The organism is Streptomyces sp. AN091965, from assembly GCF_022698285.1.
Classification (GTDB): Bacteria; Actinomycetota; Actinomycetes; order Streptomycetales; family Streptomycetaceae; genus Streptomyces.
This window is the reverse complement of sequence record NZ_JALDMY010000001.1, coordinates 6,720,738-6,747,535: the sequence shown is the minus strand read 5'-3', so window position 1 is coordinate 6,747,535 and position 26,798 is coordinate 6,720,738. Positions and strand designations below refer to the sequence as shown.

Genomic DNA, 26,798 nt, shown 5'->3' with positions numbered 1-26,798 from the left:
GTCGGATCTCGGTCTACCGGATGACCGGCTCCACCACCCTCATGATCCCCCGCGCCCTGTTCCTCCGGCTGGGGTGGGCCGGAAAACGAAAAGACCCCTCGCGGGTGCGAGAGGTCTGCGCGCGGGTCGAGGACGGTGCCGCCCCGTACGGTCGTACGGGCGCGGTCACTGCGGACCGGCGCGCCTGCTGCCCATAATCACGGCGGTAAGCACGGGGCCAGCCTGCCACACGCCGTGCCGTGCCTGAACGGTCGTCTCACCATGCGGGCGACCGTTCGGGCGCGGCGCCGCCGTCAGCCGAGGTAGCGCACGAACGCGTCGTAGCCGTCGTTCGTGTCGCCCCGCAGCAGGCCCGCGTCCGCCGACAGGAAGGCGACGCGCTTGCCGTTCGCCGAGATCGCGCCCGGGGCCGCCTTGGCCGACGCGGTGCCGCCGGTGGCGTCGGGGGTGACGAGGGCGGTCCTGCCGGTCTTCAGGTCCCGCAGGTGGACGGGCCATTCGGTGCCGTACTGGCTGCCGGGCTCCTTCACCTCCGTCGTGTAGGTGAGGCGGCGGCCGTCGGCACTGATGGCGGGGGCGCGGGTGTAGGCCGCGCCGGGGCCGCCCTGGGTGCCGTGGACGCGCTGGTTCCTTCCGGTCGCGAGGTCGTGGACGAAGACGTTCCAGGCCTTGTCGTCGTCGTTCGGCACGAGGTGGGTGTCGCGGGACTCGAAGACGACCTTGCGGCCGTCACCGCTGAGGGACGGTTCGAGGGACTCCTTCTCCGTCGTGGAGCCGTCGTGGGAGCGGTCGACCTGCGTCAGGCGCCCGGTGGTGCGGTCGCGCAGCCAGACGTCGCTCCAGTCGTCGCCCCGCGGGCCGTTGGTGTAGTTGTGCGCGTAGACCACCTTGCGGCCGTCGTCGCTGACCGTCGGGGTGTGCGCGGAGCGCGGCTCCCAGCCGGGGTTGGGGTGGCTGATCCGCTCCGTGGTCTTCTTCTCGCGGTCGCGCAGGAACACGACCTGGCCGTCGGAGCCCTCGCGCTGCCGGGTGTCGAAGACGGCGTAGCGGGCGTCCGGGGTGAGGGCGACGGTGCCCGCGCCCTTGCCGTCGAAGCCGTTCGGCAGCTCCACGTCGAGGCGCTGGAACTTCTTCGTCCTGCGGTCGTAGAGGCGGACGTCGGACGCGCCGTAGTCGTCGGCCGGGGCGGTGATGACGGCGACGTAGCGGCCGTCGCCGCTGAGCGCGGGGCTGCGCAGCTGGCGGCCCGGGAGGGCGACGCGCTCCGTCCGCCCCGTGGCGAGCGTGCGGACGAACACGTCGGAGCGGCCGCCCGTGTCCCCGGCCACCAGGTCGCTCGCCTCCGAGTCGAAGGCGACGACCTTGCCGTCGCGGCTGATCACCGCGGCCGAGGCGGCCGCGTTGCCCGCCGTGCCGCCGGGCGTGACGCTCACGCCGACCGTGCGGGGCGCGGCGGGCGCCGCGGAGGCCGCGGGCAGGGCGGTCGCCGTGACCGCCGCGACGACGGCCGCGGCGGCCAGGGCGGCGCGCTGGGTGCTGTGGCGCATGGTTCGGTTCCCCCGTGTGGTGAGTGGTGCGGATCCGGCAGGCCTTGCCGCCGGTGTCGGTAAGGACTGCCGTACGGGCACTGATGGTTGCCGACACGACTGTTCGCCCCGGGGGCGCGCGGGGGCACGTCCGACACGCCGTTCACGTCCCCCTCACCGGATCGGGCGTCAGCGGACGCGGCGCACGAACACGTCGGACGTGCCGTTGGTGTCACCCGGCACCAGGTCGGAGGCCGTCGACGTGAAGACGGCCGCGCGGCCGCCGGAGGTCACGGTGACCGCACCGGCGCGGGTCTCGCCCGGGGCGAGCGCCGTGCGGCGGCCCGTGCGGACGTCGAGCAGGACGAGCCGCCCGCCGCCGGTGCCCTCCTGGGGGAGGACGGCGTACCGCGCGTCCCTGCTCGCGGACCGCGCGGGCGCGTCGGCGACCTGCCGGGCCGTGCCCCCGCGCACGTCGTACGCGTACGTCCTGCCTTCGGCGGCGAACAGGACGCGGCGGCCGTCCCCGCTGATCCGGACGAACTCCGCGTCGCTGTCCCCGAGTCCCCCGTCGGCCCGCGCGGTGGTGCCGGTGGCGCGGTCCTCGACGAAGACGTCGCCGCCCTCGGGCCCGGAGCCCCTCTTCTGGTAGGCCACGAACCTGCCGTCCGCGCTGAGCGAGGCGGCGCCGAAGCGGGTGGTGGTGGCGTCGCCCTCGATCCGTTCGGCGGTGCCGGTGGCCATGTCCCGTACGTACACGTACCGGTCGGTCACGAAGCGGTCGTCGCCGGAGGTGTAGAGGACGTACCGGCCGTCGGGCGTGATGTCCTGGATCCGGGCGGCCGACGCCACGGGGGTGCTCTCGCCCGTCGTCAGGTCGTCGACGCGGGCCGACGGGCCTTTGGTGCCCTCGGTGTAGCCGACGTAGCGGCCGTCGCCGCTGAGCACGGGCGGGCCCCAGTCGAATCCGCCGCCGTTCGCGATCCGGGTGAGCCTGCCGGTGCGCCGGTCCTTCACGGCGAGGCACACGTACGTCTGCTGCTCGCAGCCCGGGAACTCCGGGGACAGCGACGTCTTCGTGGAGAACGCCACGTACCGTCCGTCGTCGCTGATGGCCGCGTGCTGCGACGCCCGCTCCAGCTGCGCCCCGTCGCTCGCCGTGCTCACGCGCTCGGTGAGCGGCCCGCCCGGCCGTGCGTCGGCCGACGCTGCCGACGGCGTGGTCGCGCCGAGGGCGGCGGCGAGTGCCACCGCCGCCAGGCCGCGTGTGGTGCGTGGGCGCATGGTGCGTTCCCCTCGGGTCGGTCGGGTCATCGGGTGTGGCGTACGAAGACGTCGGCCTCGCCGTTGGTGTCGCCCGGGACGAGGTCGGGCGCCGCCGAACCGAACGCGACCGCGCGGCCCCTGGCGGCGAGCTGTAGAGGTGGCCGCCGCCGAGGTCGATGCCGGTCAGGGCGCCGGTGGCCAGGTCCTTGACCTTCAGGCAGGGCAGGAAGGGCGGCGCTCAGCAGGGTCGTCGTGGGGCGGTGTCTCACCGGGTTCTCCCAAGCGGTCTTGTGGAAGCGCGGTGCGGTTCGGCAGCGCCCCGAAGGGGCGCGGGGAACTGCGCGACCAGCCACGACGGTCCCGCAGGCGGTTGACGGCCCGTCGCGGCAATTCCAGCGAAGCGCTCAGCGCGGCGTGCGGACGAACACGTCCGGGACGCCGTTGGTGTCGCCCGGCACGAAGTTCTCGTCGTCGAAGCCGGTGAAGACGACGGTCCGTGCGCGGGCGTCCATGCGGGCGTCCACGGCGTTGGCGGGCCTGCCGTCCTTGTCCGGTGACGCCAGGGCGTCGGCGCCCGTGCGCAGGTCGCGGACGAACTCGGCGTCGTCGGTGGTGAGGACCGGCCAGGTGTCGAGCAGCAGCTTCGAGCCGTGGGCGGAGACCCCGTCGACGGACAGCACGCCCTGGGGGCCGGGCAGGACCGCGTCGACGCGGGTGACCTTGCCGGTGCGCAGGTCGCGGACGAACGGGTTGACGCTGTCGTTGGGGTCCGTGCCCGGGACGAGGTTGGAGGCGCCGGAGGTGAAGGCGAGCGTGGTGCCGTCCGCGCTGAGCAGCGGGCCGGTGGCGGCGCCGTCCGCGGGGCTGCCGTCGTGGGTGGTGTCGGCCTGGGTCTCGCCGCCGGTGTCGCGGTCGTGGACGTAGACGTCGGACCAGTCGCCGCGCGGCGGGGTGCCGCGCACGGCCTGGTAGGCCACCCTCCGGCCGTCGGCACTGATCGTCGGGGCGCGGAAGCCGCGGAACTCCTCGTCCCCGTCGACGGGGAAGCTGACGCGCTCGGTGCGCTGTGCGCGCAGGTCGCGCACGTAGACGGCCTGGGCCCCGGTGGTGGTGAAGTCGGTGTCGTCGACGGTGAAGGCGACGGTGCGGCCGTCGGCGGAGAGCGCGGGCGCGTAGCCGTTCTCGAACGGCATCGGCAGGTCGACGTCGGCGCGCTCGGTCGTGCCCGTACGCAGGTCACGGACGACCACGGCGGTCGTCTCGCCGTCCTGCGCGGTGTAGGCGAGGTAGCGGCCGTCTCCGCTGAGGGCCGGTGCGGCGAGCTCGCCGCCGGGGTCCGCGATCCGCTGGGTCCTGCCGTGGCGCAGGTCCCGTACGAACAGGTCCGCCCGGTCGTTGGTGTCGCCGCGCACGAGGTTGCTCGCCTGCGAGGTGAAGGCGGCGACGCGGCCGTCGGCGCTCACGACCGGGGTGGCGGAGGGGCCGTTCGCCGCGCCTCCGTCGACGGCGGCGCTGAGCAGGCGCGTGCTCCCGGCGGACCCCGCCGGTGCCGACGGTGCCGGTGCGGCGACGGCCGCGGGCAGGGCCGCGGCCGCGAGCAGGAGGGCCAGGGCGCTCCCGCAGGCCGCGCGTCCGGCCGCGCAGCGTCTCTTCTTCCGCCGGTCTGTGGCCATGCGTTCCCCCCGGAAGGCAGGGGCCCCCGGCCCGGTGCCAAGGGCCCATCGGGGATGCAAGCGCACGCCGGGCGCGGGGGTCAATCAGCCGTAACGCGTACAACCTGGACGGGGCGTCAAGCGTCCGCGACCGGCCCCGCGCCCAGCGTCTGCTCGGTGAACTCCCGCGCGTGGTCGAGAACTTGGGGCCGGTCCGTGCCGCGCAGGCCGATCGCCAGATGGATGCTCAGGCCGTCGAGGAGCGCCCGCAGGCGGGTGGCGACCCGGTCGGGGTCGACGGCGCGGAACTCGCCGCGCGAGACGCCCTCGGCGAGCAGCGCCACGAGGTCGCGGTGCCAGGCGCCCTCGATGGCGGCCTGCCGGTCGCGGCCGCCCGCGTCGGCGTTGAGCGAGCGGTTCCACACCTCCAGCCAGAGCGTCCAGTGCGGATCGCGGTGGCCCTGGGGCACGTACAGGTCGACGTAGGCGTCCAGGCGCGCGCGGGCCGGGACGTCCTGGGCGAGCAGCTGCCGCCGCCGGGCGCCGAGCCGTCCCTCGCTCCACTCCAGGGTGCGCAGCAGCAGTTCGTCCTTGGAGCCGAAGTAGTAGAGGAGGTGGCCGCTGCTCATGCCGACCTCGCGGCCGAGCGCGGCCATGGTGAGCTTCTCCAGGCCGCGCTCGGCGATCATCTCCATGGCCGCGGCGAGGACGTCCTCGCGCGGGGGCGCGTTCCTGCGCGCGCTGCGCGAGGGGCTCGCTCCGTCCACGTGGTGCTCCTGCCGCTAGATCCTTGGCTGCTGCTGGGTGACGCAGTGAATGCCGCCGCCTCCGGCAAAGATCGTACGGGCGTCGACGAGCGTGACCGTGCGGCGCGGGAAGAGGCGGCGGAAGATGCCTGCGGCGAGCTCGTCGCGCGGGTCGTCGAAGCCGCACAGGACGACGCCGTCGTTGCACAGGTAGTGGTTGATATACGAGTAGTCGACCCAGCCCTCGTCGTCGGCGAGGACGGTGGGCGCGGGCACCTCGACGACCTCCAGGGCGCGGCCGCGGGCGTCGGTCCGCCCGCGCAGCAGGCCCGCGACCTCCTTGCTGACCTCGAAGTCGGGGTGGGCCGGGTCCTGCTGGCTGTGCACGAGGACGACGCCGGGCGCGGCGAAGGCGGCGACGATGTCCACGTGGCCGAGGGTGCCGAAGCCGTGGCCGGGGTAGTCGGCGGTGAGGCCGCGCGGCAGCCAGAGGGCCTTGGTGGTGCCGAGGCGGGCGTGGACCTCGGCCTCGACCTGCTCCCTGGTCCAGCCGGGGTTGCGCTCGGGGCCGAGCTGCACGGTCTCGGTGAGCAGGACGGTGCCCTCGCCGTCGACGTGGATGCCGCCGCCCTCGTTGACGAGCGGGGAGGCGTGCACGGGGGTGCCCGCGAGGTCCGCGACGTGCCGGGCGATCTTCGCGTCGTGCTCCCAGGCGGCCCACTCCTGGGCGCCCCAGCCGTTGAACACCCAGTCGACGGCGGCGAGGCCGCCGGTGGCGGTGTCGCGCACGAAGGTGGGGCCGATGTCCCGCATCCAGGCGTCGTCGAGCTCCCGCTCGACGAGGTCCACGTCCGGGCCGAGGAGCGCGCGGGCGGACGCGCTCTGGCCGGGGCCGCACACCAGGGTGACGGGCTCGAAGCGGCGTACGGCGCGGGCGACGGCGGCCCAGGCCCGGCGTGCCGCGTCCAGGTCCGCGGGGTCCTGGAAGGTGGTGTTGGGCCCGGGCCAGGCCATCCAGGTGCGGTCGTGCGGGGCCCACTCCGGGGGCATGTACAGCGTCATAGGGGGTCCTTGGCGGTGGGGGGCTCAGAGGAAGTACAGGCGGTTGAGGGAGACCGAGTCGGCGGGCTCGGAGCGCAGCGGGTCGCCGTCGAGGGTGACGAGGCCGGTGCGCTGGTCCACGTCGACGGCGCCCGTACGGGAGTTCAGGCGCAGGTCGGCGGGGCCGATGCCGCGGGTGCCGCGCACGGCGACGCGGCGGCGGCGCGTGGGCATGAGGTCGTTGCCCTGGTCCACCGCGGCCTGGGCGACGAAGGCGACGGAGAGGTCGGCGGCGGTCGCGCCGTACGCCCCGAACTGCGGGCCGAGGACGAGGGGTTCGCAGGTGTCGGTCGCGGCGTTCGGGTCGCCGACGACGCCGTAGGCGGGGAATCCGGCCTTCAGCACGAGCTGCGGCTTGGCGCCGAAGAACTCGGGCCGCCACAGCACGACGTCGGCGAGCTTGCCGGTCTCGATCGAGCCGACCTCGTGGGCGAGGCCGTGCGCGATGGCGGGGTTGAGGGTGAGCTTGGCGATGTAGCGCAGGACGCGCGCGTTGTCGTCGCCGGGGCCGTCGCCTTCCATGGGGCCGAGCTCGGCCTTCATCTTCCCGGCCATGGCGAAGGTGCGGCGCACGGTCTCGCCCGCGCGGCCCATGCCCTGGGCGTCGGACGAGGTGATGCCGATGGCGCCGAGGTCGTGCAGGACGTCCTCGGCCCCCATGGTTCCGGCGCGGATGCGGTCACGGGCCATGGCGGCGTCGCCGGGCAGGTCGGTCTTCAGGTCGTGGACGGAGACGATCATCCCGTAGTGCTCGGCCACGGCGTCGCGGCCGAAGGGCAGGGTGGGGTTGGTGGAGGACCCGATGACGTTCGGCACCCCCGCCATCTTCAGGACGTTCGGTACGTGGCCGCCGCCGCACCCCTCGATGTGGAAGGCGTGGATGGTGCGCCCCTGAAGGACCTTGAGGGTGTCCTCGACCGACAGGCACTCGTTCAGGCCGTCGCTGTGCAGGGCGACCTGGACGTCGTGCTCCTCGGCGACGCGCAGCGCGGTGTCGAGGGCGCGGGTGTGGGCGCCCATGTCCTCGTGCACCTTGAAGCCGGACGCCCCGCCCTCGGCGAGCGCCTCCACCAGCGGCGCCGGGTCCGAGGACGAACCCCGGGCCAGGAAGCCGATGTTGACGGGCCAGGCGTCGAAGGCGTTGAAGGCGTGCCGCAGCGCCCACGGCGAGTTGACGCCCACGCCCCACACCGGCCCGAACTCCTGGCCGATGACCGTGGTGACGCCGGACGCGAGGGAGGCCTCCATGATGCGCGGCGAAAGGAGGTGGACGTGGGTGTCCACGGCCCCGGCGGTGGCGATGAGCCCCTCGCCGGACACGATGGACGTACCGGTGCCGACGACGACGTCCACGCCGTCGAGGGTGTCGGGGTTCCCGGCCCGGCCGATCGCGGCGATCCGGCCCTCCCGGATCCCGATGGACACCTTCCTGATGCCCTGGACCGCGTCGATGACGAGGACGTTGCTGATCACGACGTCGCACGTGTCGCGGACGGCGGCGGCCTTGAGGTGCAGTCCGTCGCGGGCGGTCTTGCCGAATCCGGCGAGGAACTCGTCGCCGTACCGCTGCGCGTCGGACTCGACGCGGACGGTCAGGCCGGAGTCGCCGAGCCGGACCCGGTCCCCGGCGCGGGGGCCGTGCGTGGCGGCGTACGCGTACGGGTCGATGCTCATGCGGTCGCTCCCAGGTAGCCGCAGGCGGCGGCCCGGCGCAGGGCCTCCTGCTTCGCGCCCGGCGCGTCGAGGGCGCCGTCGACCAGGCCGGCGAAGCCGATCGCGACGCGGTCGCCGCCGATCGGCAGGAGCCCGACCTCGACGCGCTCGCCGGGCCCGAAGCGCACGGAGGACCCGGCCGGGACGGCGAGCCGCATGCCGTACGCGGCGGCGCGGTCGAAGTCGAGCCGGGGGTTGGCCTCGAAGAAGTGGAAGTGCGAGGTCACCGAGACGGGGACGGTGGCGGTGTTGCGCACGGAGAGCTCCACGACCGGCGCGGGGTCGGCGTGCGCGGGCCCCGGAAGCAGGGCCCCCGGCGCCCGGTCGCCCGCGCCCTCGCCGTCCCCTTCGCCGTCGATCGGCCGGGACACCACGGCGAGCCGGGAGCCGTCGTCGAAGACGGCCTCCACGTGCACCTCGGTCACCACGTCCGCGACGCCGGGGAGCACGTCGTCCGGGCCGAGCACGGCCCTGGCCCGCTCGACGGCCTCGGCGAGCCGGGCGCCGTCGCGTGCCGCCTCGCACACGGTGTCGGCGATGAGCGCGGTCGCCTCGGGCACGTTGAGCCGCAGCCCGCGCGCCCTGCGGGCCCGGGCGAGTTCGGCCGCGCCGAAGAGCAGCAGCCGGTCGCGTTCGGTCGGGGTCAGTCGCACGCCGCACACCTCACTTCCGGGTGGCACCCGCGCCCCGCATGGGCGCGAGCACATTTGAACGCCACTCTAAGCAAAGATTTGAGAACGCGGAAGCACGACCCATTGACCTCGCTGTGCGGCATACCCCACATTGAACGCCACTCAAATACACCGCCCACCCATCCGTTCTCGTCGAGGCCTCCGTCGAGCCCTCCGTCGAGCGACAGCGTCAGGGGCCCTTCATGCCGATCGAACAGCGCGGAGTCGACACCGTCCCCGAGGAGGAACGCACCAGCGGCCCCCAGGACGTGGTCACGATCCTGCTCGGCTCCAACCTCTGCCTCGGGGTGATCGTCTTCGGCTGGCTGCCGGTGTCGTTCGGCCTCGACTGGTGGCAGTCCGTGACGGCGGTGGTCGCGGGCACGCTCGTCGGCACCGCCCTGACCGCGCCCCTCGCCCTGGTCTCGCTGCGCACCGGCACGAACCTGTCCACATCCTCCGGCGCCCAGTTCGGCGTCCGGGGCCGGCTCGTCGGCTCGGTGGTCGGCCTGCTGCTCTCGCTCGGCTACACCGCGCTGACCCTGTGGATCGGCGGCGACGTGATGGTGGGCACCCTGCACCGGCTGTGCGGGCTGCCCGCCGGCGGGCTCACCTACACCGTCGTCTACGCGCTGCTCGCGGCGGCCACGGTCGGCGGGGCCGTGTACGGCTACCAGGTGCTGCTGCGCCTGTCGCGCGTGCTCGCCGTCGGCATGACCGCGCTCCTCGCCCTCGGCGTCGCGGCCTACGCACCCGACTTCACCACGGCCGCGGTGCCCGCAGCGGGCGGCTACGCGCTCGGCTCCTTCTGGCCGACCTGGACCCTCGCCCTGGTCGCCGCGGGCCTGTCCGGACCGATCGCCTTCATCACCCTGCTCGGCGACTACACCCGGTACGTGTCCCCCGCCCGGCACTCCTCGGGACCGGTCCTGCGGGCGACCTGCCTGGGCCTGGTCGCGGGGCTCCTGGTCCCGCAGCTCTTCGGCACCTTCACCGCGTACGCGGCGCGGGCGGCGCTCGACTACGCCGGGCCGCTGGTCGCCGCGGCGCCCGGCTGGTACCTGGTCCCGCTGCTGCTCGCCGCCTGTGCCGGGTCCGTCGGCAACGCGGGCCTGATGCTGTACTCGATGGGGCTCGACCTGGACGCGATCGTGCCGCGGGCGTCACGGGCGCGGGCCACGTACGCCGTGGCGGCCCTCGCCACGGGGTGCGTGTTCGCCGGGCACTTCGCCTGGGCCGCGCAGGACGCGATGACGTCGTTCGTCCTGCTGCTCACGGCCATCGGGACGCCCTGGGCCGTCATCACGCTCATCGGCTTCGCGCGCTGTCGCGGCGTGTACGACCCGGACGCCCTCCAGGTCTTCAACCGCCGCGCGCGGGGCGGGATCTACTGGTTCCGGGGCGGCTGGCACCCGGGGGCCACGGCCGCGTGGGCGCTCGGCGCGACGGTGGGCCTGCTCTCGGTGTCCCTGCCCTCCTACGAAGGGCCGCTGCTGGCCCTGACGGGCGGGGTCGACGTGAGCTTCCTGCTGTCGGGGGTGGTGGGAGGCGCCGCCTACGCGGTGTGCCCCCGGCCCGCCCCTTCCCGGACCGAGGGGACTCCCCACACCCTCGCGGATCAGCCCGCGGCCTCGCCCTCGAACGCCGGACGGGCCTGAGGATCAGGCTCACGCCAGGTCCAGGACCGCCTTGCCGTGCAGGCGCCGCTCGCGCAGGTCCTCCGCCGCCCGGGCCGCCTCGGTCCAGGGGCCCCGCCACGCCACCCCGGCGTCGAGCGCGCCGGAGGCCACGCGGTCGGCCAGCCAGGCCAGGTCCCGCCCCAGCGGGGCGCCGCCGCCCAGCAGGAAGAAGCTGACGACCGCCCGGTCGTGCCGCCCCAGGTTTCCGTACAGCGCCCCGTACGGGAAGTGCTCGCCGTCGCCGCCCGCGTGCCCCACGGACACCAGCGTCCCCCCGGCCGCCAGCGTGCCGTACGCGGCGACCAGCTGCCGCCCGCCCACCAGGTCCACCACGCCGTCCACGTCAGGACCGGCGTCGGCGGGGTCGGCGAGGACCTCGTGCGCGCCGAGCTCCCGCAGCCGCTCCCCGTGCGCCCGCGGGTTCCCCGTCGTGGCCACGACGTGCGCGCCGCCCTGCCGGGCGAGCTGCACCGCGTACCGCCCGACGCCGCCCGACGCCCCGGTGACCAGGACGCGCCGCCCGAGCAGGGGCCCAATCCGGTGCAGGGCCCGCAGCGCGCTGGCCCCGGCGACGGGCACCGTGCTGACGGCGCCGAGGTCCGCGCCCTCGGGCACGACGCCGAGCAACCCGGTGTCCACCGCCCGCAGTTCGGCCCATCCCCCGGCCTCCCCCACCGTCACCACCGAGGTGCCCGCCGCGGGCCCCGAGCCGTCGGCGGCCGCCCGCTCCACGTACCCGGCCGCGTCCCAGCCGGGCACGGCGCCCGGCTCCGCGCCGGGCACGACCTCGGTGACCTCTCCGTAGTTCAGGGAGGTCGCGGTCACCCGGACCAGGGCCTGGTGGGCGGCGGGCTCGGGGTCGGGGGCGGTACCGAGACGCAGCCCGGCGGGGGCGGAAGGGTCGACGAGCAGAGCGCGCACGAGGGCACCTCTTTCCAGTACGGGAGTGCGACGCGGCCATAGTGCCACTGAGTGGCATAAGCCATCAAGGGGCATTGGCTACCCGACTACACTCCCGTCATGGACACCGCCCGGGCCGACGCCCCCCTCTCCCTGCGCGAGCGCAAGAAGCTCCGCACCCGGCAGGCGCTCGTCGACACGGCCCTGGAGCTGTTCACGGAGCGCGGCTTCGACCACGTCACGCTCGACGAGCTGTGCGAGGCCGTCGAGGTGTCCAAGCGGACCTTCTTCCGCACCTTCACCAGCAAGGAGGACGTGGCGACGGCACCGCTCCACGATCTGTGGACGGTGTTCCTCGACGAGCTGGACGGGGCCGGGCCCGACGGCGGTCCGCTGAGCGAGCTCCTGCGCGACGCGCTGCTCGCCGCCCTCGGCCGGATGCCCGGCGAACCGTGGGCGCACCGCGCGCTGCTCAGCCGCCGTCTCGCCGCCCACAACCCGTCGATGGACGCCCACGGCCTCGCCTTCTGCGACCGCACCGGGCGGGCCGCCCTGGACCTGGTCGTCCGCCGGTTCGACCTCGGCGGCGCCGGGCACGAGCCGGACCTGCTCCGCGCGCACCTGGCCATCGACCTGCTGGTGGCCGCCTGGCACCGCGGCCTGGAGGCCTGGACGGCCGAGCCGGGCACGCCCGACCGCGCCGGTCTCGCCGCCGCCTTCCGCCGCGCCTGGGCGGCCCTGCCCGAGAGCCTGACGCTCACCGCGGGCCCCAAGTCGGCCTAGGCCGGGAGCCCGGACGCACCGAGGGCCGGACCCGGCAGGGGTGCCGGGTCCGGCCCTCGGGGCGGACGGGTCAGGGGGAGGCTCAGCCCAGGCGGTGCATCCAGCCGTGCTGGTCCTCGCGCACGCCGCGCTGGATGTCGAGCAGCGCCTCGCGGAGCCTCATGGTGACCTCACCGGGCCGGCCCTCGCTCTGCGTCCACTCGCCGCGCTGCGCCTTGACGGTGCCGACGGGCGTGATCACGGCGGCCGTGCCGCAGGCGAAGACCTCCGTGAGCGTGCCGTTCTCCGTGTCGGCCTGCCACTGGTCGATGGAGACGCGGGCCTCCTCGGAGGTGTAGCCGAGGTCGCGGGCGACACTCAGGAGGGAGTCGCGGGTGATGCCCTCCAGGATGGAGCCGGAGAGCGCCGGGGTCACGATCTTGTCCCCGTACACGAAGTACAGGTTCATGCCGCCCAGTTCCTCGACCCACTTGTGCTCGACGGCGTCGAGGTAGGCGACCTGGTCGCAGCCCTTCGCGGCGGCCTCGGCCTGGGCGAGCAGCGACGCGGCGTAGTTGCCGCCGGTCTTGGCGTCGCCCATGCCGCCGGGGACGGCGCGCACGCGGTCCTCGGAGAGCCAGATGGAGACGGGCTTGACGCCGCCGGGGAAGTAGGCGCCCGCCGGGGAGGCGATGACCACGAAGAGGTACTCGTTGGCGGGCTTCACGCCGAGGCCCACCTCGGTCGCGATCATGAAGGGGCGCAGATAGAGGGACTCCTCGCCGCCGTGGCCCGGCACCCAGTCGATGTCCTGGCGCACGAGGGCGTCGCAGGCCTCGATGAAGGTCTCGACGGGCAGCTCCGGCATGGCGAGGCGGCGCGCGGAGGACTGGAAGCGGCGGGCGTTGGCCTCGGGGCGGAACAGGGCGACCGAGCCGTCGGGCTGGCGGTAGGCCTTCATGCCCTCGAAGATCTCCTGCGCGTAGTGCAGGACGTTCGTCGCCGGGTCGAGCGAGAGCGGGCCGTAGGGCACCAGCTGGCCGTCGTGCCAGCCGCGGCCCTCGGTCCAGCGGATCGTCACCATGTGGTCGGTGAAGTGGCGGCCGAACCCGGGGTTGGCAAGCACCGCCTCGCGCTCCGCGGCCTGGGCCGGGGTCGAGGAGGGCTTCAGCTCGATCGTGGGCGTCGTCATGGTTGCGTGTCCTTCACCGGTTTCGTGTGTGACGGACCGCGCTCACTCAAGCCGTACGCGCGTGGTGCTCACGTCGTACGGGTGTGCGCCACTTCGCGGCCCCACGTCCGATTATCGCTCGTGGGGTTCCGTGGACGAAACGGCGGGATCTGCGGCCCCTGGGATCCGATGGTGACACCCGGCGCCCGGTTACGAGAAGCCGCCGGGTGTCCACGGGGACCCGGCGGCTTCAAGGGAGCCTCACGGAGGCCTGGGGGAAGGGCGGACGCCCTGCCGACGGATCAGCCCGCCACCCGTACGGCGAGCGCGTCGCCGATCTCGTCGGTGCTGCGGGCGGAGGTCCCGCGGGCGCCGAGGTCGGCGGAGACGGCCTCCTCGACCCGGGCCGCCTCGGCCTCGTACCCGAGGTGGCGCAGGAGCAGGGCGACGGAGAGCACGGTGGCGCTGGGGTCGGCCTTGCCCTGGCCCGCGATGTCGGGCGCCGAGCCGTGCACCGGCTCGAACATCGAAGGGAAGGCGCGGGCGGGGTTGATGTTGCCGGAGGCGGCGACGCCGATGCCGCCGGAGACGGCCGCGGCGAGGTCGGTGATGATGTCGCCGAAGAGGTTGTCGGTGACGATCACGTCGAAGCGCTCGGGCTGGGTGACGAGGTAGATCGTCGCCGCGTCCACGTGCATGTACTCGGTGGTGACGTCCGGGAACTCGGCGGCCACCCGGTTGAAGACGTTCGTCCACAGGTGACCGGCGAAGGCCAGCACGTTGTTCTTGTGGATCAGCGCGAGCTTCTTGCGCGGCCGGGCCTGGGCGCGGGCGAAGGCGTCGCGCACCACGCGCTCCACGCCGAAGGCCGTGTTGACGGACACCTCGGTGGCGACCTCGTGCTCGGTGCCCTGGCGGATGGTGCCGCCGTTGCCCGTGTAGGGGCCCTCGGTGCCTTCGCGGACGACGACGAAGTCGATCTCGGGCTGCCCGGCGAGCGGGGTGGCGACGCCCGGCAGGAGCTTGCTCGGGCGCAGGTTCACATGGTGGTCGAAGGCGAAGCGGAGCTTGAGCAGGAAGCCGCGCTCCAGGACGCCGGAGGGGACGGACGGGTCGCCGATGGCGCCGAGCAGGATCGCGTCGTGCTGCTTCAGGCCGGCGAGGTCGGCGTCGGTGAGGGTCTCCCCGGTGGCGTGGTAGCGCCGGGCACCGAAGTCGTACTCCTTGGTCTCCAGCTTCACATCCTGCGGGAGGACGGCGTTGAGGACCTTGAGCCCCTGGGCCACGACTTCCGGGCCGATCCCATCTCCGGGGATCACTGCGAGATTGATGCTGCGAGACATGTCGGCACCCTACCGTTCGTCCCATCCAATGACACGGCACGTCCGGGATGTGGACACCCCGGGTCCCTCCGCACGTGCGCCACCACACGGACATGCTCTCTTCACCCGCGGGTCGGGCGGGAGTTGGGCGTCGCTGGGAAGTTCCCAGGTCATGGACACCCCCAACGTCGGCATTCCCGAGCCGCTCGCGCGGCGGCTGAGCATGGCCGAGCAGCACGCGTACCTGCGCGGAAAGCTCTCCCGGCGCAAGGTGCTCGCCGGTTCCTTCGCGACCGCGGGCGCCGCGGGCGGCCTCGGTCTGCTCGCGGGCAGTTCGGGCAGCGCGTACGCGGGGCGCCCGGCGGGGGCGCAGCCGCTCGCGGCGCCGCCCGCGCCGGTGCGGGTGGACGGCAGACACGTCGCGCCCTTCGGCCGCCACCTGGCCTTCGGGGCCGAGCCGAGGACGCAGATGCGGATCTCCTGGCAGGTGCCGTTCGCCGTCGGGAACCCGTACGTGCGCGTGGGCCTGAAGCCCTGGGAGCTCGACCGCAAGATCCCCGCGGAGGTGCGGGACCTGCGCACGCCCTCGCTGTCGAAGAAGCTGCCCGAGGTCGAGCAGTACTACCTGCACGCGGCGCTCGACCGCCTCGAACCGGGCACCACGTACTACTACGGCGTCGGCCACGACGGCTTCGACCCGGCATCGCCGGGGCACGCCGGCACGGTCGGCACGTTCCGCACCGCCCCGGCGCGGCCGGAGAGCTTCGTCTTCACGGCCTTCGGCGACCAGGGCGTGAGCTATCACGCCCTGGCCAACGACCAGTTGATCCTGGGGCAGAACCCGTCGTTCCATCTGCACGCCGGGGACATCTGCTACGCGGACACCACCGGGCACGGCAAGGACACGGACACGTACGACGCCCGCGTCTGGGACACCTTCCTCGCACAGACGGAGTCGGTGGCGAAGTCCGTGCCGTGGATGGTGACGACCGGCAACCACGACATGGAGGCCTGGTACACGCCGAACGGCTACGGCGGCCAGTCGGCCCGCTGGTCGCTGCCCGAGAACGGCTTCGACCCCAAGGGTGCGCCCGGCGTCTACTCCTTCCACTACGGCAACGTCGGCGTGGTGGCGCTCGACGCCAACGACGTGTCGTACGAGATACCCGCCAACAAGGGCTATTCGGACGGCAGGCAGACCGCGTGGCTCGACCGGCGCCTGGGCGAGCTGCGCGCACACGACGACGTCGACTTCGTCGTCGTCTTCTTCCACCACTGCGCGTACTCGACGGCGACGCACGGCTCCGACGGCGGGGTGCGCGACGCCTGGCTGCCGCTGTTCACCAAGCACCAGGTGGACCTGGTCGTCAACGGCCACAACCACGTGTACGAACGGACCGACGCCATCAGGGGCGGCGAGGTCGGCAGGCCCGTGCCCATCGGCGCGACGACGGATCCGACGCGCGACGGCATCGTGTACGTCACCGCGGGCGGCGCGGGCAAGGACCTCTACAGCTTCCCGGCCGGGGTGAAGGACAGCTACGAGGGCCACGTGAAGGACCGGGACGCGGTCCCCACCTTCCACTGGACGAAGCTGCGGCTGCCCGACCCCGACACGGTGGAGTGGTCACGCGTGCGCTACACCGGCTTCTCGTTCCTCGCGGTGGAGGTGACGGCCGGGGCGCGACCGAGGCTGACGGTCTCCGCGCTCGCCGAGAGCGGCGAGCGCGTCGACCACTTCGAGATCGAGCGCGGGAGGTAGCGCGGGGCGGCTCAGTGCCCGGTGGCGCCGCCGTTGTCCCTGCGGTCGAGGGCCCGCTGGAGGGCGGCGGCGGCGTTCTTGCGCTCGGCGTCGCTGGTGCGGAGGCTGCGGCGGACTCGTCGGACGGTCGTCTCGGCCATGGGTGTTCGACTCCTTCGGTCCAGGCATCCGGAGAACGGGGGATGCGCAGGGTTACGAGACGCCGGAAAGGGCGGGGAGCGGGGCCGCAGGGTTCGCCTGCGCGGGGCCGGGCTCACATCCGCCGTTCGCTTGATCGAGCGAGACGTTCGGCTCCTACAAAGCTAAGACAGCTTCCGCTTTCTGTCTCTACAAATACTCGGGCTTCCTACTATTTGAGACGGCCGCCTCCGCGGCGACCGCTCTCAGCTCCCGGATCAGCGCTCTGACCACGTGCGTCGCGGCCAGTTCGGGCGTGGTGACGTAGCCCACGGAGCGGGTCGGGCGGCCCGGCCCGAGGTCGGTGACCGTCACGCTCGGCGGCGCTCCCGTCAGCGACAGGGCGGGCATGACCGCCATGGCGTGCCCGGCGCTCACCATCGCGAGGACCGCGCCGTCGTCCTCGGTCCGCGTGGTGGCCCGCGGCAGCCAGTCCTGCCGCGCCCACCAGTCGCGGGTGTACGAGGTGCAGTTCTCCGCCCAGTCCACGAGCGGCAGCGAGCGCGGGTCCGGATGCCCGGCCGGGTGCACGAACGCGTAGGGCTCCTCCACGAGGACGTCGCCGACGAGCCCCCGCGGCACCGGCGAGGTCGTGCCGAGGGTGGCGATGCCGAGGTCCGCGCGGCCGTCGGCGACCTCACCGGCGGTGCCGCGCCCCAGCTCCCGCACGACGCGGACCTCGGGCTCGACGCCGGGGTGGCGGGCGCGCAGGCCCGCGAGCGCGGCCGGGAGCAGATGCAGGGCGGCGCTGCGGAACGCGGCGACGCGCAGCGGCCCGGTGACGGCGTCCCGGCCCTCGTCGGCGGCGCCGCGCGCCTCGGCGGCGAGGGTCTCCAGGAGCCGCAGCACGCGCCGGGCATGGGCGACGGCGCGCTCGCCCGCCGGGGTCGGCGCGGCGCCCCCGCGGCCGCGTTCGAAGAGCACGGCGCCGATCTTCTTCTCCGTGCCGCGCACCGAGTGCGAGACGGCCGACTGGGTCAGGCCGAGGGCCGCGGCGGCGCCGGAGAAGCTGCGGGCCTGCTCGACGGCCACGATGATCCGCAGCTCGTGCGGGGCGAGGTCATGTCCGGCCATCGGTTCCCACTCGTCCTTCCGGCCCGCGAGGGGCGTTTCACCTGCGGCTATGAGGAGCTCTCATGGCGCGTCGCGTTCCATGAGCCGAACCCTCTGCCGCGCGCCCGCATTCCCGCCGTACGTTTCCGCACATGACCAGCGACACGGCCCTGACCGTCCACCAGACCGCCCGCCCGCACGGCTTCCCCACCCCCGCGCACTTCGCGTTCGTGGAGTCGGCGCCGCCCGGGCCCGTGCCCGGCTCGGCGCTCGTGGAGAACCTCTACTGGTCGGTGGATCCGTACCACCGCGAGATGATGGACGGCGACTTCGCGCTCGACGCGCCGCTGGAGGGCCGCACCCTCGGGCGGGTGATCGCCTCGCGCGAGCCGTCCCTGCCGGAGGGAGCGATCGTCTTCCACCGCAAGGGCTGGCGCACGCACGCGGTGGTCACGCCGCAGGAGGCCCGCGTCCTGCCGGACTTCGACGGGGTGCCGCTCTCCGCGCATCTGAGCATCCTGGGCGGCACCGGTCTGACCGCGTACGTGGGCCTGACCCGGATCACGCCGGTGCGCGCGGGCGACGACCTGTTCGTGTCGGCCGCGGCGGGCGGCGTCGGCACGGCCACCGGGCGGCTCGCACGGCTCCTCGGCGCGGGCCGGATCGTCGGCAGCGCGGGCTCGGCGGCGAAGGTCGCCTACCTCAAGGAGCACGTCGGCTACGACGAGGCCTTCGACTACCACGACGGCCCCGCCGCGGAACTGCTCGCGAAGGCGGCGCCCGACGGCGTGGACCTCTACGTCGACAACGTCGGCGGCGAGCAGCTGGAGGCGGCGATCGAGGGCCTGCGCGACCGCGGCCGCATCCTGCGCGTCGGCACGGTCGCGCAGTACAACAGCACCCGGGCCCTGGCCGCGCCCCGCAACCTCTCCGAGATCGTGGAGAAGAGCCTGCGCATGGAGGGCTTCCTCGTGCGCGACTACTACGACGTGCAGGAGGAGTTGTACGAGTTCGTCGTCCCCCGGCTGCGCGACGGCCGGATCGGCCTCGACGAGACGGTGGTGGACGGCTTCGACCGGATCGTCGACGCCTTCCTGGGGATGCTGCGGGGCGACAACGTGGGGAAGATGATCGTGCGGGCCACGGGGGCACCGGCCTAGCCGGGCCCTGCGGGCCGGCGGGGCGTGCGGACCGGCGGGGCGTGCGCCCTAGAAGACGTCTCCGTCGCGCCAGTCGATGAGCAGCGCGTGCGCCGGGTCGAGGTCCGCGCCCCAGATCATGGGCGCGTCCTCGTCGGGCATCTCCTCCACGCCCCGCGGGCCGAGGGTGCCGACCAGACCGGTCCAGGTCTGCCAGCCGTGCGCGCGGTACAGCTTCTCGCCCTCCTCGGACGGCGAGAGCACGCCCAGGTCGTAGGCCCGCTCGACGACGTCCTCCAGGGCGCCCATGACCTGCCCGCCGAGCCCCTGCCGCTGGCTGTCCGGGCGGGTGGCGACGGCTTCCACATAACCCACGCGCAGCGAACGGCCGTTGTGCAGGACGCGCCGCTGGACGACGGAGCCGTGCGCGAGCAGCTCCCCCTCGGCGTCGTGGACGAGGGCGTGCACACCGCCGAGGCCGTGGTCCCAGTCCTCGTCGGAGAAGTCCCCGTCGAAGGCGCGGTCCATGAGGGCACGGGCGGCCGCGAGCTCGGTGGGCGTGAGGTCGGCGGTGTGCGCCGTGCGCAGGGTGGTCACAGTGGTCACGCGCTCACGGTACTCAGGCGGCATCTGAGTACGCATCCCGATTTGCGCGAGCCCGGGCGGCGGCAGAGTCGACGGCATGAACGGTTCCTCCGGCCTCGGCCTGTACGCCCTCAAGCCCTGGTACGCCCGCAAGTTGTCGGGCGTGCGCGGCGCGCTGGCCCGCCGCGCGGTCTCGCCGGACGCGCTGACGGCGGCGGGCGTGGTGTGCGCCGCGGGCGCGGCAGCGGCCCTCGCGTGGCTGCCCGCGCCGCTGGCCGCGCTCCCGGTGGCGGCGCTGCTCGCGGCCCGCCTGGCGTGCGCGAACCTGGACGGCGCGCTCGCCCGGGACACCGGCCGTACGACGCGCCGCGGCGCCCTGCTCAACGAACTCGGCGACAGGGCCGCTGACTTGGTGATGCTCGCGGGCTTCCTGCCCCTGGCGCCGCTGTGGCTGGTGGCGACGGCTGCCCTGGCCGCGACGCTCCCGTCCTGGGTGTCCCTCGCGGGCGCGGCGGCGGGCGCCGGGCGCCTGAACGGCGGCCCGGTGGGCAAGACGGAGCGCTGCGCCCTCGTCGTGGTGGCCGCCGCGTCCGCCTGGGCGACACCCGTGCTCGTGGTGATCGCCGCGGGCTCCGTGCTGACAGCGGCCGTCCGGTGCGGGCGCCTGTGGGGGGAGTTGGGCACCCGATGAGCGTCGCGTTCCTGGCGGGCGAGACGGCCGCGCGGGCCGTGCCGGTGGTGGCCGGGGCGCTCGGCGCGGGCGGCGTCGCCGTCGCCGCGCTGCCGTCCCGGCTGCGGATGCGGGCCGAGCTGCGCAGGCGCTGGCGGACCTGGGCGCTCGCGGCGCCGCTGTTCCTCGGCGCGCTCTGGGCGGGCAGGGCGGGCGCGTTCGCCCTGGCGGCCGGGCTCGGCGCGGTCGCCGTGGCGGAGTACGCCCGCATGGCCCACCTGGCGCGCGGCGAGCGGGCGGTGCTCGGCGTCGCGGCGGTCCTGCTCCCGGCGGCGGCGTGGCTGGCGCCCGGCGCCCTCGACCTCCGCGCGGCCGCGGCCCTGCTGATCGTGTCGGCCCTGCCCGCGCTCCTGACAGGGGACACCGAGCACGGCTTCACGCGGGCGTGCCGCACGCTCTTCGGCGTGCTCTGGATCCCGGTCTCGCTGACCGGACTGGTCCTCCTGGACGGCACGGCGGTGGCGGTGGGCGTGGCGGTGGCCTTCGGCGACGTCGGCGCGTGGTGCGCGGGCACGGCCCTGGGCCGCGCGGGCCCGCTGGCCCGCCCCCTCTCCCCGCTGTCCCCCCGCAAGACGTGGGCCGGTGTCCTGGGCACCGCGGCGGCGACGGCCCTGGCCCTGGCGGCGGTCGGCGCCCTCACGGTCACGCTGTGGGCGGCGGTCCTGGCGGGCTGCGTCCTGGGCGACCTCCTGGAGTCCATGGTGAAGCGCGAGGCGGGCGTCAAGGACGCGGGCACCTGGCTCCCCGGCTTCGGCGGCCTCCTGGACCGCGTGGACTCCTTGCTCCTGGCCCTGCTCCTGACGATGGCGGTGGGACTGTGAAGTCGAGGAGCGGGCTCAGCAAGCCCGTCCGGCGTTCGAGGACGAGGCCGAAGGCCGATGAACGGGCGCCCGGGGGCACCGGCCCCCGCATCGGGAGGGGGCGGGCCTGGGGCGCCCCCGCGAGGGCTGCCCTGTGGCGCACCCTCCTCACCCTCACCGGCGGCATCACCCGCAAGGGCACCCTGCCGGAGGGCGGCTGCGTGGTCGTGGCCAACCACTCCTCGCACGCCGACACCGCGGCCCTGCTCGCGGCCCTCGACGCGCGCCACTCCCCCACCATCGCCGCGGCCGCCGACTACTGGTTCGCCTCGCCCTGGCGGCGCCGCGTCTGCGCCCGCCTGGCCGCGGGCTTTCCCGTGCGCCGCACGGGCGGCGGCATGGAGGACCTGCTTGCCAGGGCGGACGCGCTGCGCGCGGGCCACGCGGTGGCGCTGTTCCCGGAGGGCACCCGCGCCCGCCGGGGCGAGCTCGGCACGTTCCACAAGGGAGCCCTGGTCCTGGCCAGGGAGGCGGACGTGCCGGTCGTCCCCGTGGGCATCGCGGGCACGGACCGCCTGCTCCCGAAGCACGGCAGGCTGCGCCCGTCCCTGGTGCGCGTGACGATCGGCGAGCCGCTGCCGCCGACGGTGACGGCCGAGGAGGCGCGCGCGGCGGTGGCCGAGCTGCAGCGGCGCACGGCCGCCGAGCCGCTGCGGGACTCCCGCGTCCGTGCGCGGGTCGCGGCGGCGGTCGGCTCCCGCTGGGGCCTGCCGCTGGCGTTCGCGTGGGCGTGCGCGGAGGCGCTGAGCTGGCCGCTGATGCCGGAGCTGTTCCTCGCGATCGCGTGCGTGGCCCTGCCCCGCAGGTCCCTGAAGCTGGCCCTGACGGCGCTGGGCGGCAGCCTCACCGGCGGCCTCCTCGCCCTGCAACTGGCCGCGTCCGGCGTGCAGGTGCCGCACCCCCTCACCACCGACCGGATGCGCGCGGAAGTACGCCAGGAGCTGGCGGCCGAGGGCGCGGCGGCGGTCCGCCACCAGCCGTGGAACGGCGTCCCGTTCAAGGTGTACGCGGCCGAGGCGGGCCGCGCGGAAGTCTCGGCCCCCGACTGGCTGGCCCGGGCGGCGCTCTCGCGCGGCTCGCGCACCCTCACCGTGGGCCTGGGCTTCGGCGCCTTCGGCTTCCTCGCGCATCGGCTCCGCCGCCACTACGGCGCCTATCTGGCCCTGCTGGGCGGCGGGTTCGCGACGGGCCTCGGCCTGATCGTGGCGGGCTGGAGCTGACGGCCCCCGTCGGACGGGCACGACGGACACATTGCGTTGGTACGCACCATGGCGCGCCGCGGCCCCCGGTCCCAGAATCTAGGCATGCCTGATACCGAACAGCACGAGCCGGAGACCGGACACCCCGCCGAGCGCTGGACGCCCATCCACGGGCAGTCGTACCGCTCCGTGCCGTACCGTCCCGCCCGCATGCCCGCGGCCGAATCCCTCACGCACGCGGCCGAGTTGAGGCAGCGGATGCAGCAGCGGCGCACGGTGCGGCAGTTCTCGTCGGACCCGGTGCCGCCGCAGGTCGTCCGGGACGCCGTCGCGTGCGCGGCGACCGCGCCGTCGGGCGCGCACCAGCAGCCGTGGACGTTCGTCCTCGTCCAGGACCCCGAGGTGCGCCGCCGCATCCGCGAGGCCGCCGAGCACGAGGAGCGGATCTCGTACGACGGGCGGCTCGGCGAGGAGTGGCTGGCCGCGCTGCGCCCGCTGGGCACCGACGAGGTGAAGCCGCACCTGACGGACGCGCCCGCCCTGATCGTCGTGTTCCAGCAGCGCTACTGGCTGGGCGAGGACGGCACCAAGCACAAGCACTACTACGTCGACGAGTCGGTCGGCATCGCGGTCGGCATGCTCCTCTCCGCGCTGCACCTGTCGGGGCTGGCCGCGCTCATCCACACGCCGAGCCCCATGCGGTTCCTGTCCGAGGTGCTCGGGCGGCCGGAGAACGAGAAGGCGTTCGCGGTGATACCCGTCGGCTACCCGGCGCCGGACTGCCAGGTGCCGGATCTGGTGCGCAAGTCCCTCGATCAGGTGCTCGTGGAGGTCTGAAGCACGCGGGCCTCCCCCGCTTCCGGGGCGCCCAGGAAGGGGTAGTCGGTGTACCCCTCGGGGCCGCTCGTGTACAGGTGCGCCGCGTCGAAGTCGTTCAGCGGCGCGCCCACGGCGAAGCGGTGCGGCAGGTCCGGGGTGGTGAGGAACGCCCTGCCGTAGGAGACGAGGTCGGCGCGGCCGTCGGCGATGACGGCCTCGCCCGCCTCCTTCGTCGTCGGGTCGCCGTTCTCGCCGACGTTGGCGATGAGGGTGCCGCTCCAGTGCGGGCGCAGCTCGGCCAGGGCCGGGTAGCGGTCGTTGTCGGTGAGGTGCAGATAGGCGAGGCCGAGGCCGTCGAGCTCGTCGAGGAGGGCGCGGTAGACGGGCCCGGGGTCGGCCTCCTCCATGCCGAACTGCGGGTTGCCCGGGGAGAGCCGCAGGCCGAGCCGCTCGGCTCCGATGGCGTCGGCGACCGCGCGGACCACCTCCACCGCGAACCGGATGCGGTTCTCGACCGATCCCCTGCCGTACGCGTCGTCGCGGAGGTTGGTGTTGTCCGCGAGGAACTGGTGGATCAAGTAGCTGTTGGCGCCGTGCAGTTCGACGCCGTCGAAGCCCGCTGCGACGGCGTTGCGGGCGGCGGCCACGTGGTCGTCGACGGCGGTGCGGATGTCGTCGGGGGTCATCACGCGCGGGGTCACCGGCTCGGCCTTGCCGCCGTCGCGCACGTGCACCAGCTCGGGCGAGACCACGGCCGACGGGGCGGCGGGCGCGTCGCCGTCGATGCGGGACAGCGGGTGGCCGTGCCGGCCGCCGTGCATGAGCTGGGCGTAGATCCGCCCGCCCGCGGCGTGCACGGCGTCGGTGACCCGCCGCCAGCCCGCGACGTGGGCCGCCGTCTCCAGGCCGGGGATGCGCCAGCCGCTCTGGCCGCGGCTGCTGGGCCAGATGCCCTCGGTGACGATGAGCCCGGCGCTCGCCCGCTGGGCGTAGTAGTCGGCGACGATCGGCTGCGGAGTGCCGTCCTCCTCGCCGCGGAAGCGGGTCATGGGGGCCATGACCATGCGGTTGGGCAGGTGGCCGAAGGGGGCGGAGTACGGGGTGAGAAGCGTGTGCTGCGTCATGCCGGAACGGTAGAAGCTGACACAGGTGTCAGATTCAAGTCCGGTTTCAAGTCCGGTTTCATGCCCGGCTTCACATCCGGCTTCACGTGCGGGTGCGAGCCCCACCTTCCATCTAACTCTTAAAACTCTCTTGACTGGTTAGAGGTGCGCGTGGTCCACTCGTCTCGCGCCAACCACCAAAGACTTCATGAGGGGTTAGAGGGATGAGTACCCAGGTCCACTACCGCACCACCACCGTCCGCGGGCACGAGGTCTTCTACCGCGAGGCGGGGCCCGCCGACGCCCCCGTGCTGCTCCTGCTGCACGGCTTCCCGTCCAGCTCGCACATGTTCCGGGACCTCATCCCGCGGCTCGCCCACCGCTACCGCGTCATCGCCCCCGACCACATCGGCTTCGGGCGCTCGGCGGCGCCCGCCGCCGACGCCTTCCCGTACACCTTCGCCGAACTGGCCGACGTCACCGCCGAGTTCACCGAGCGGATCGGCCTGACCCGGTTCGCGCTGTACGTCCAGGACTACGGCGCGCCGATCGGCCTGCGCCTCGCGCTCGCCCACCCCGGGCGGGTCACGGCGATCGTCACGCAGAACGGCAACGCGTACGAGGAGGGCCTCGGCGCCGAGGCCTGGGCGCCGGTGTTCGCGTACATCGAGGATCCGAACGAGGAGACAGCCGCGGCCGTGCGGGAGATCCGCTCCCCCGAGGGCATCAAGTGGCAGTACACGCACGGCGTTCCCGAGCGCTACCGCGACCTGATCAGCCCGGACGCGTGGGAGCGCGACACCGCGGACATGGCGCGCGCGGGCCAGGACGCCGTCCAGCTCGCCCTGATGGGCGACTACGGCAGCAACATCGCGCTGTACCCGGACTTCCAGGCGTACTTCCGCGAGAGCGGGGTGCCGGTGCTCGCGGTGTGGGGCGCGCACGACGAGATCTTCGTGCGCGACGGCGCCACCGCCTTCCAGCGGGACCTGCCCGACGCCGAGGTGCACCTGCTGCCCGCGGGGCACTTCGCCCTGGAGACGCACGCCGGGCAGATCGCCGGGCTGATCGAGGACTTCCTCGGCCGCCGGGCGCGCTGAGCGGGGCGGGGTGGGGCGGGTGCGGGTACGACACCGCCCCCGGCTGGGGTGGGGCCCGAGCCGGGGGCGGTGATCAAGAGGGGGCCGAGGTCAGCCCATGTGCGGGTAGCCGTAGTCGGTCGGCGCGACCAGGGTCTCCTTGATGGCGCGGGTCAGGGTCCAGCGCATCAGGTTCTGCGGGGCGCCCGCCTTGTCGTTGGTGCCGGAGGCACGGCCGCCGCCGAAGGGCTGCTGGCCGACGACGGCGCCGGTCGACTTGTCGTTGATGTAGAAGTTGCCCGCGGCGTAGCGGAGCTTCTCCATCGTGTACGCGGCCGCGGCGCGGTCCTTGGAGATGACCGAGCCGGTGAGCGCGTAGGCCGACACCGACTCCATCTGGGTCAGCATCTCGTCGTACTTCTCGTCGTCGTAGACGTACACGGCCAGGAACGGGCCGAAGTACTCGTCCTTGAAGACCTCGTTGGCCGGGTCGGTGCACTCGACGACGGTCGGGCGCACGAAGTAGCCCTCGGAGTCGTCGTAGCTGCCGCCCGCGACGATCGTGCAGGTCTCGTCGGCCTTGGCCCGGTCGATCGCCGCCTTGTTCTTGGCGAACGCGCGGTCGTCGATGACGGCGCCGATGAAGTTCGACAGATCGGTGACGTCACCCATCTTGATGCCGTCGACCTCGGCCGCGAACTCCTCCTTGAACCCGTCGTTCCAGATGGAGGCCGGGATGTAGGCGCGCGAGGTGGCCGAGCACTTCTGGCCCTGGAACTCGAAGGAGCCGCGGGTCAGCGCGGTCTTCAGGACGGCGCGGTCGGCGCTGGGGTGCGCCACCACGAAGTCCTTGCCGCCCGTCTCGCCCACGATGCGCGGGTAGGAGCGGTACTTCTCGATGTTCGTGCCGACCGTCTTCCACAGGTGCTGGAAGGTGCGGGTCGAGCCGGTGAAGTGGATGCCCGCCAGGTCCGGGTGGTGCAGGGCCACCTCGGAGACGGCGATGCCGTCGCCGGTCACCAGGTTGATGACGCCCTTGGGCAGGCCCGCCTCCTCCAGGAGCTGCATGAGCAGCACGGCGGCGTGCGTCTGCGTCGGGGACGGCTTCCACACGACCACGTTGCCCATCAGGGCCGGGGCGGTCGGCAGGTTGCCCGCGATGGCCGTGAAGTTGAACGGCGTGATCGCGTAGACGAAGCCCTCCAGCGGGCGGTGGTCCAGACGGTTCCACACGCCGGTGGAGTTCGCCGGGGGCTGCTCGGCGAGCAGGTCACGGGCGTACTTCACGTTGAAGCGCCAGAAGTCGACGAGCTCGCAGGGGGTGTCGATCTCGGCCTGCTGGGCGGTCTTGGACTGGCCGAGCATGGTGGAGGCGGCCAGCGTCTCGCGCCACGTCGTGGACAGCAGCTCGGCGGCGCGCAGGATGATCGCGGCGCGGTCGTCGAAGGACATGGCGCGCCAGGCCGGGGCGGCGGCCAGCGCGGCGTCGACGGCGTCCTGCGCGTCCTGCTGCGTGGCGCCGCGGCCGGTGCCGATGACGGCCTTGTGGTTGTGCGGCTGGACGACCTGGAAGGGCTCGCCGCCGCCGAGGCGCTTCACACCGCCGATGGTCATCGGCAGCTCGATCGGGTTCTCGGACAGCTCCTTGAGCTTGACCTCGAGCCGGGCGCGCTCCGGGGAACCCGGGGCGTAGCCGTGTACCGGCTCGTTGACCGGGGCGGGGACCTGGGTCACAGCGTCCATGAGTTCCTTGGCTCCTTTGTGTGCGGGGGCTCTGTACGGG

The 26,798-nt window shown here is 73.9% G+C and carries 24 protein-coding genes; 9 read left to right on the top strand and 15 right to left on the bottom strand.

The genetic code is table 11. The features are described 5' to 3' along the window. Positions 1-293: 293 nt before the first annotated feature. The 7 genes from MQV74_RS28840 to ureA form a co-directional block, all read right to left on the bottom strand. Positions 294-1,547 carry a TolB family protein gene (locus MQV74_RS28840; protein ID WP_242724067.1) on the bottom strand — a complete coding sequence of 418 codons (1,254 nt, stop codon included), beginning with the start codon at positions 1,545-1,547 and terminating at the stop codon, positions 294-296. Between the two features lie 168 nt (positions 1,548-1,715). Next, positions 1,716-2,810 carry a hypothetical protein gene (locus MQV74_RS28835; protein WP_242724065.1) on the bottom strand — a complete coding sequence of 365 codons (1,095 nt, stop codon included), beginning with the start codon at positions 2,808-2,810 and terminating at the stop codon, positions 1,716-1,718. Between the two features lie 386 nt (positions 2,811-3,196). Beyond that, on the bottom strand, positions 3,197-4,465 hold the full coding sequence (locus MQV74_RS28830) for a TolB family protein (protein ID WP_242724063.1): 1,269 nt from the start codon (positions 4,463-4,465) through the stop codon (positions 3,197-3,199). 116 nt (positions 4,466-4,581) lie between these two features. Further along, complete coding sequence (locus tag MQV74_RS28825; RefSeq protein WP_242729216.1) at positions 4,582-5,139, bottom strand: TetR/AcrR family transcriptional regulator; 558 nt, start codon at positions 5,137-5,139, stop codon at positions 4,582-4,584. Positions 5,140-5,226: 87 nt separating this feature from the next. Next, complete coding sequence (locus MQV74_RS28820; RefSeq protein ID WP_242724061.1) at positions 5,227-6,252, bottom strand: agmatine deiminase family protein; 1,026 nt, start codon at positions 6,250-6,252, stop codon at positions 5,227-5,229. Positions 6,253-6,276: 24 nt separating this feature from the next. Then, entirely contained in the window at positions 6,277-7,965 is a 1,689-nt protein-coding gene (locus MQV74_RS28815) for an urease subunit alpha (RefSeq protein ID WP_242724059.1), read from the bottom strand. Beyond that, entirely contained in the window at positions 7,962-8,657 is a 696-nt protein-coding gene (gene ureA / locus MQV74_RS28810; protein ID WP_242724057.1) for an urease subunit gamma, read from the bottom strand. The genes MQV74_RS28815 and ureA overlap by 4 nt, the downstream gene beginning before the upstream one ends. 221 nt (positions 8,658-8,878) lie before the next feature. On the opposite strand from ureA, the gene MQV74_RS28805 reads away from it, so the two are divergent. Further along, positions 8,879-10,333, top strand: a complete 1,455-nt coding sequence (locus MQV74_RS28805; RefSeq protein WP_242724055.1) for a cytosine permease — start codon at positions 8,879-8,881, stop codon at positions 10,331-10,333. Between the two features lie 9 nt (positions 10,334-10,342). Here the strand turns inward: MQV74_RS28805 and MQV74_RS28800 are convergent, their stop codons facing one another. Beyond that, a complete protein-coding gene (locus MQV74_RS28800) occupies positions 10,343-11,275 on the bottom strand; it encodes a zinc-binding dehydrogenase (protein ID WP_242724054.1) in 933 nt (310 codons plus the stop codon). 99 nt (positions 11,276-11,374) lie between these two features. Here MQV74_RS28800 and MQV74_RS28795 point away from each other — a divergent pair, with 99 nt between their 5' ends. Then, positions 11,375-12,037, top strand: a complete 663-nt coding sequence (locus MQV74_RS28795; RefSeq protein ID WP_242724053.1) for a TetR/AcrR family transcriptional regulator — start codon at positions 11,375-11,377, stop codon at positions 12,035-12,037. Between the two features lie 82 nt (positions 12,038-12,119). Here MQV74_RS28795 and MQV74_RS28790 read toward each other — a convergent pair whose 3' ends face one another. Together MQV74_RS28790 and MQV74_RS28785 are read right to left on the bottom strand one after the other, a co-directional pair. Then, positions 12,120-13,208: a branched-chain amino acid aminotransferase gene (locus MQV74_RS28790; RefSeq protein ID WP_242724052.1), complete on the bottom strand. Its 1,089-nt coding sequence runs from the start codon at positions 13,206-13,208 to the stop codon at positions 12,120-12,122. A gap of 281 nt (positions 13,209-13,489) precedes the next feature. Then, the gene (locus tag MQV74_RS28785; RefSeq protein ID WP_242724050.1) at positions 13,490-14,530 is read right to left on the bottom strand and encodes a 3-isopropylmalate dehydrogenase; all 1,041 of its coding nucleotides are present in this window, start codon (positions 14,528-14,530) and stop codon (positions 13,490-13,492) included. A 151-nt stretch (positions 14,531-14,681) separates the two neighbouring features. On the opposite strand from MQV74_RS28785, the gene MQV74_RS28780 reads away from it, so the two are divergent. Beyond that, a complete protein-coding gene (locus MQV74_RS28780; protein ID WP_242724047.1) occupies positions 14,682-16,271 on the top strand; it encodes a purple acid phosphatase family protein in 1,590 nt (529 codons plus the stop codon). 11 nt (positions 16,272-16,282) lie between these two features. On the opposite strand, the gene MQV74_RS40895 is transcribed toward MQV74_RS28780, so the two are convergent. Both MQV74_RS40895 and MQV74_RS28775 read right to left on the bottom strand, forming a co-directional pair. Continuing rightward, complete coding sequence (locus tag MQV74_RS40895) at positions 16,283-16,411, bottom strand: hypothetical protein (protein ID WP_278194243.1); 129 nt, start codon at positions 16,409-16,411, stop codon at positions 16,283-16,285. Between the two features lie 187 nt (positions 16,412-16,598). After that, entirely contained in the window at positions 16,599-17,522 is a 924-nt protein-coding gene (locus MQV74_RS28775; RefSeq protein ID WP_242724045.1) for a LysR family transcriptional regulator, read from the bottom strand. A gap of 131 nt (positions 17,523-17,653) precedes the next feature. On the opposite strand from MQV74_RS28775, the gene MQV74_RS28770 reads away from it, so the two are divergent. Next, a complete protein-coding gene (locus MQV74_RS28770; RefSeq protein WP_242724043.1) occupies positions 17,654-18,661 on the top strand; it encodes an NADP-dependent oxidoreductase in 1,008 nt (335 codons plus the stop codon). A 48-nt stretch (positions 18,662-18,709) separates the two neighbouring features. Here the strand turns inward: MQV74_RS28770 and MQV74_RS28765 are convergent, their stop codons facing one another. Then, positions 18,710-19,270 carry a GNAT family N-acetyltransferase gene (locus MQV74_RS28765; protein ID WP_374120709.1) on the bottom strand — a complete coding sequence of 187 codons (561 nt, stop codon included), beginning with the start codon at positions 19,268-19,270 and terminating at the stop codon, positions 18,710-18,712. A gap of 52 nt (positions 19,271-19,322) precedes the next feature. Between MQV74_RS28765 and MQV74_RS28760 the strand changes: the two genes are divergently transcribed. The 4 genes from MQV74_RS28760 to MQV74_RS28745 all read left to right on the top strand — a co-directional run bounded on the left by MQV74_RS28760 (position 19,323) and on the right by MQV74_RS28745 (position 22,851). Beyond that, positions 19,323-19,916, top strand: a complete 594-nt coding sequence (locus MQV74_RS28760; protein ID WP_242724039.1) for a CDP-alcohol phosphatidyltransferase family protein — start codon at positions 19,323-19,325, stop codon at positions 19,914-19,916. Then, positions 19,913-20,776, top strand: coding sequence for a phosphatidate cytidylyltransferase (locus MQV74_RS28755; RefSeq protein WP_242724037.1), 864 nt, complete (start codon positions 19,913-19,915; stop codon positions 20,774-20,776). The genes MQV74_RS28760 and MQV74_RS28755 overlap by 4 nt, the downstream gene beginning before the upstream one ends. An 89-nt stretch (positions 20,777-20,865) precedes the next feature. Then, positions 20,866-22,035 (top strand): lysophospholipid acyltransferase family protein, encoded by a 1,170-nt coding sequence (locus MQV74_RS28750; RefSeq protein ID WP_308402387.1) that lies wholly within the window; start codon positions 20,866-20,868, stop codon positions 22,033-22,035. Between the two features lie 84 nt (positions 22,036-22,119). Beyond that, entirely contained in the window at positions 22,120-22,851 is a 732-nt protein-coding gene (locus MQV74_RS28745) for a nitroreductase family protein (protein WP_242724033.1), read from the top strand. Here MQV74_RS28745 and MQV74_RS28740 read toward each other — a convergent pair. Beyond that, complete coding sequence (locus MQV74_RS28740; protein ID WP_242724030.1) at positions 22,830-23,957, bottom strand: alkene reductase; 1,128 nt, start codon at positions 23,955-23,957, stop codon at positions 22,830-22,832. The genes MQV74_RS28745 and MQV74_RS28740 overlap by 22 nt on opposite strands. Positions 23,958-24,160: 203 nt before the next feature. Here MQV74_RS28740 and MQV74_RS28735 point away from each other — a divergent pair, with 203 nt between their 5' ends. Next, positions 24,161-25,036 carry an alpha/beta fold hydrolase gene (locus tag MQV74_RS28735; protein ID WP_242724027.1) on the top strand — a complete coding sequence of 292 codons (876 nt, stop codon included), beginning with the start codon at positions 24,161-24,163 and terminating at the stop codon, positions 25,034-25,036. A gap of 90 nt (positions 25,037-25,126) precedes the next feature. On the opposite strand, the gene pruA is transcribed toward MQV74_RS28735, so the two are convergent. Next, positions 25,127-26,758, bottom strand: a complete 1,632-nt coding sequence (gene pruA / locus MQV74_RS28730; protein WP_242724026.1) for an L-glutamate gamma-semialdehyde dehydrogenase — start codon at positions 26,756-26,758, stop codon at positions 25,127-25,129. Positions 26,759-26,798: the final 40 nt, after the last annotated feature.

What these genes read in the sequence shown, in the direction of transcription:
- MQV74_RS28840 (WP_242724067.1), bottom strand. Translation starts at nt 1,547, where the DNA reads ATGCGCCACAGCACCCAGCGCGCCGCCCTGGCCGCCGCGGCCGTCGTC.
- MQV74_RS28835 (WP_242724065.1), bottom strand. Translation starts at nt 2,810, where the DNA reads ATGCGCCCACGCACCACACGCGGCCTGGCGGCGGTGGCACTCGCCGCC.
- MQV74_RS28830 (WP_242724063.1), bottom strand. Translation starts at nt 4,465, where the DNA reads ATGGCCACAGACCGGCGGAAGAAGAGACGCTGCGCGGCCGGACGCGCG.
- MQV74_RS28825 (WP_242729216.1), bottom strand. Translation starts at nt 5,139, where the DNA reads ATGGAGATGATCGCCGAGCGCGGCCTGGAGAAGCTCACCATGGCCGCG.
- MQV74_RS28820 (WP_242724061.1), bottom strand. Translation starts at nt 6,252, where the DNA reads ATGACGCTGTACATGCCCCCGGAGTGGGCCCCGCACGACCGCACCTGG.
- MQV74_RS28815 (WP_242724059.1), bottom strand. Translation starts at nt 7,965, where the DNA reads ATGAGCATCGACCCGTACGCGTACGCCGCCACGCACGGCCCCCGCGCC.
- MQV74_RS28805 (WP_242724055.1), top strand. Translation starts at nt 8,879, where the DNA reads ATGCCGATCGAACAGCGCGGAGTCGACACCGTCCCCGAGGAGGAACGC.
- MQV74_RS28795 (WP_242724053.1), top strand. Translation starts at nt 11,375, where the DNA reads ATGGACACCGCCCGGGCCGACGCCCCCCTCTCCCTGCGCGAGCGCAAG.
- MQV74_RS28790 (WP_242724052.1), bottom strand. Translation starts at nt 13,208, where the DNA reads ATGACGACGCCCACGATCGAGCTGAAGCCCTCCTCGACCCCGGCCCAG.
- MQV74_RS28785 (WP_242724050.1), bottom strand. Translation starts at nt 14,530, where the DNA reads ATGTCTCGCAGCATCAATCTCGCAGTGATCCCCGGAGATGGGATCGGC.
- MQV74_RS28780 (WP_242724047.1), top strand. Translation starts at nt 14,682, where the DNA reads ATGGACACCCCCAACGTCGGCATTCCCGAGCCGCTCGCGCGGCGGCTG.
- MQV74_RS40895 (WP_278194243.1), bottom strand. Translation starts at nt 16,411, where the DNA reads ATGGCCGAGACGACCGTCCGACGAGTCCGCCGCAGCCTCCGCACCAGC.
- MQV74_RS28775 (WP_242724045.1), bottom strand. Translation starts at nt 17,522, where the DNA reads ATGGCCGGACATGACCTCGCCCCGCACGAGCTGCGGATCATCGTGGCC.
- MQV74_RS28770 (WP_242724043.1), top strand. Translation starts at nt 17,654, where the DNA reads ATGACCAGCGACACGGCCCTGACCGTCCACCAGACCGCCCGCCCGCAC.
- MQV74_RS28765 (WP_374120709.1), bottom strand. Translation starts at nt 19,270, where the DNA reads ATGCCGCCTGAGTACCGTGAGCGCGTGACCACTGTGACCACCCTGCGC.
- MQV74_RS28760 (WP_242724039.1), top strand. Translation starts at nt 19,323, where the DNA reads ATGAACGGTTCCTCCGGCCTCGGCCTGTACGCCCTCAAGCCCTGGTAC.
- MQV74_RS28755 (WP_242724037.1), top strand. Translation starts at nt 19,913, where the DNA reads ATGAGCGTCGCGTTCCTGGCGGGCGAGACGGCCGCGCGGGCCGTGCCG.
- MQV74_RS28745 (WP_242724033.1), top strand. Translation starts at nt 22,120, where the DNA reads ATGCCTGATACCGAACAGCACGAGCCGGAGACCGGACACCCCGCCGAG.
- MQV74_RS28740 (WP_242724030.1), bottom strand. Translation starts at nt 23,957, where the DNA reads ATGACGCAGCACACGCTTCTCACCCCGTACTCCGCCCCCTTCGGCCAC.
- MQV74_RS28735 (WP_242724027.1), top strand. Translation starts at nt 24,161, where the DNA reads ATGAGTACCCAGGTCCACTACCGCACCACCACCGTCCGCGGGCACGAG.
- pruA (WP_242724026.1), bottom strand. Translation starts at nt 26,758, where the DNA reads ATGGACGCTGTGACCCAGGTCCCCGCCCCGGTCAACGAGCCGGTACAC.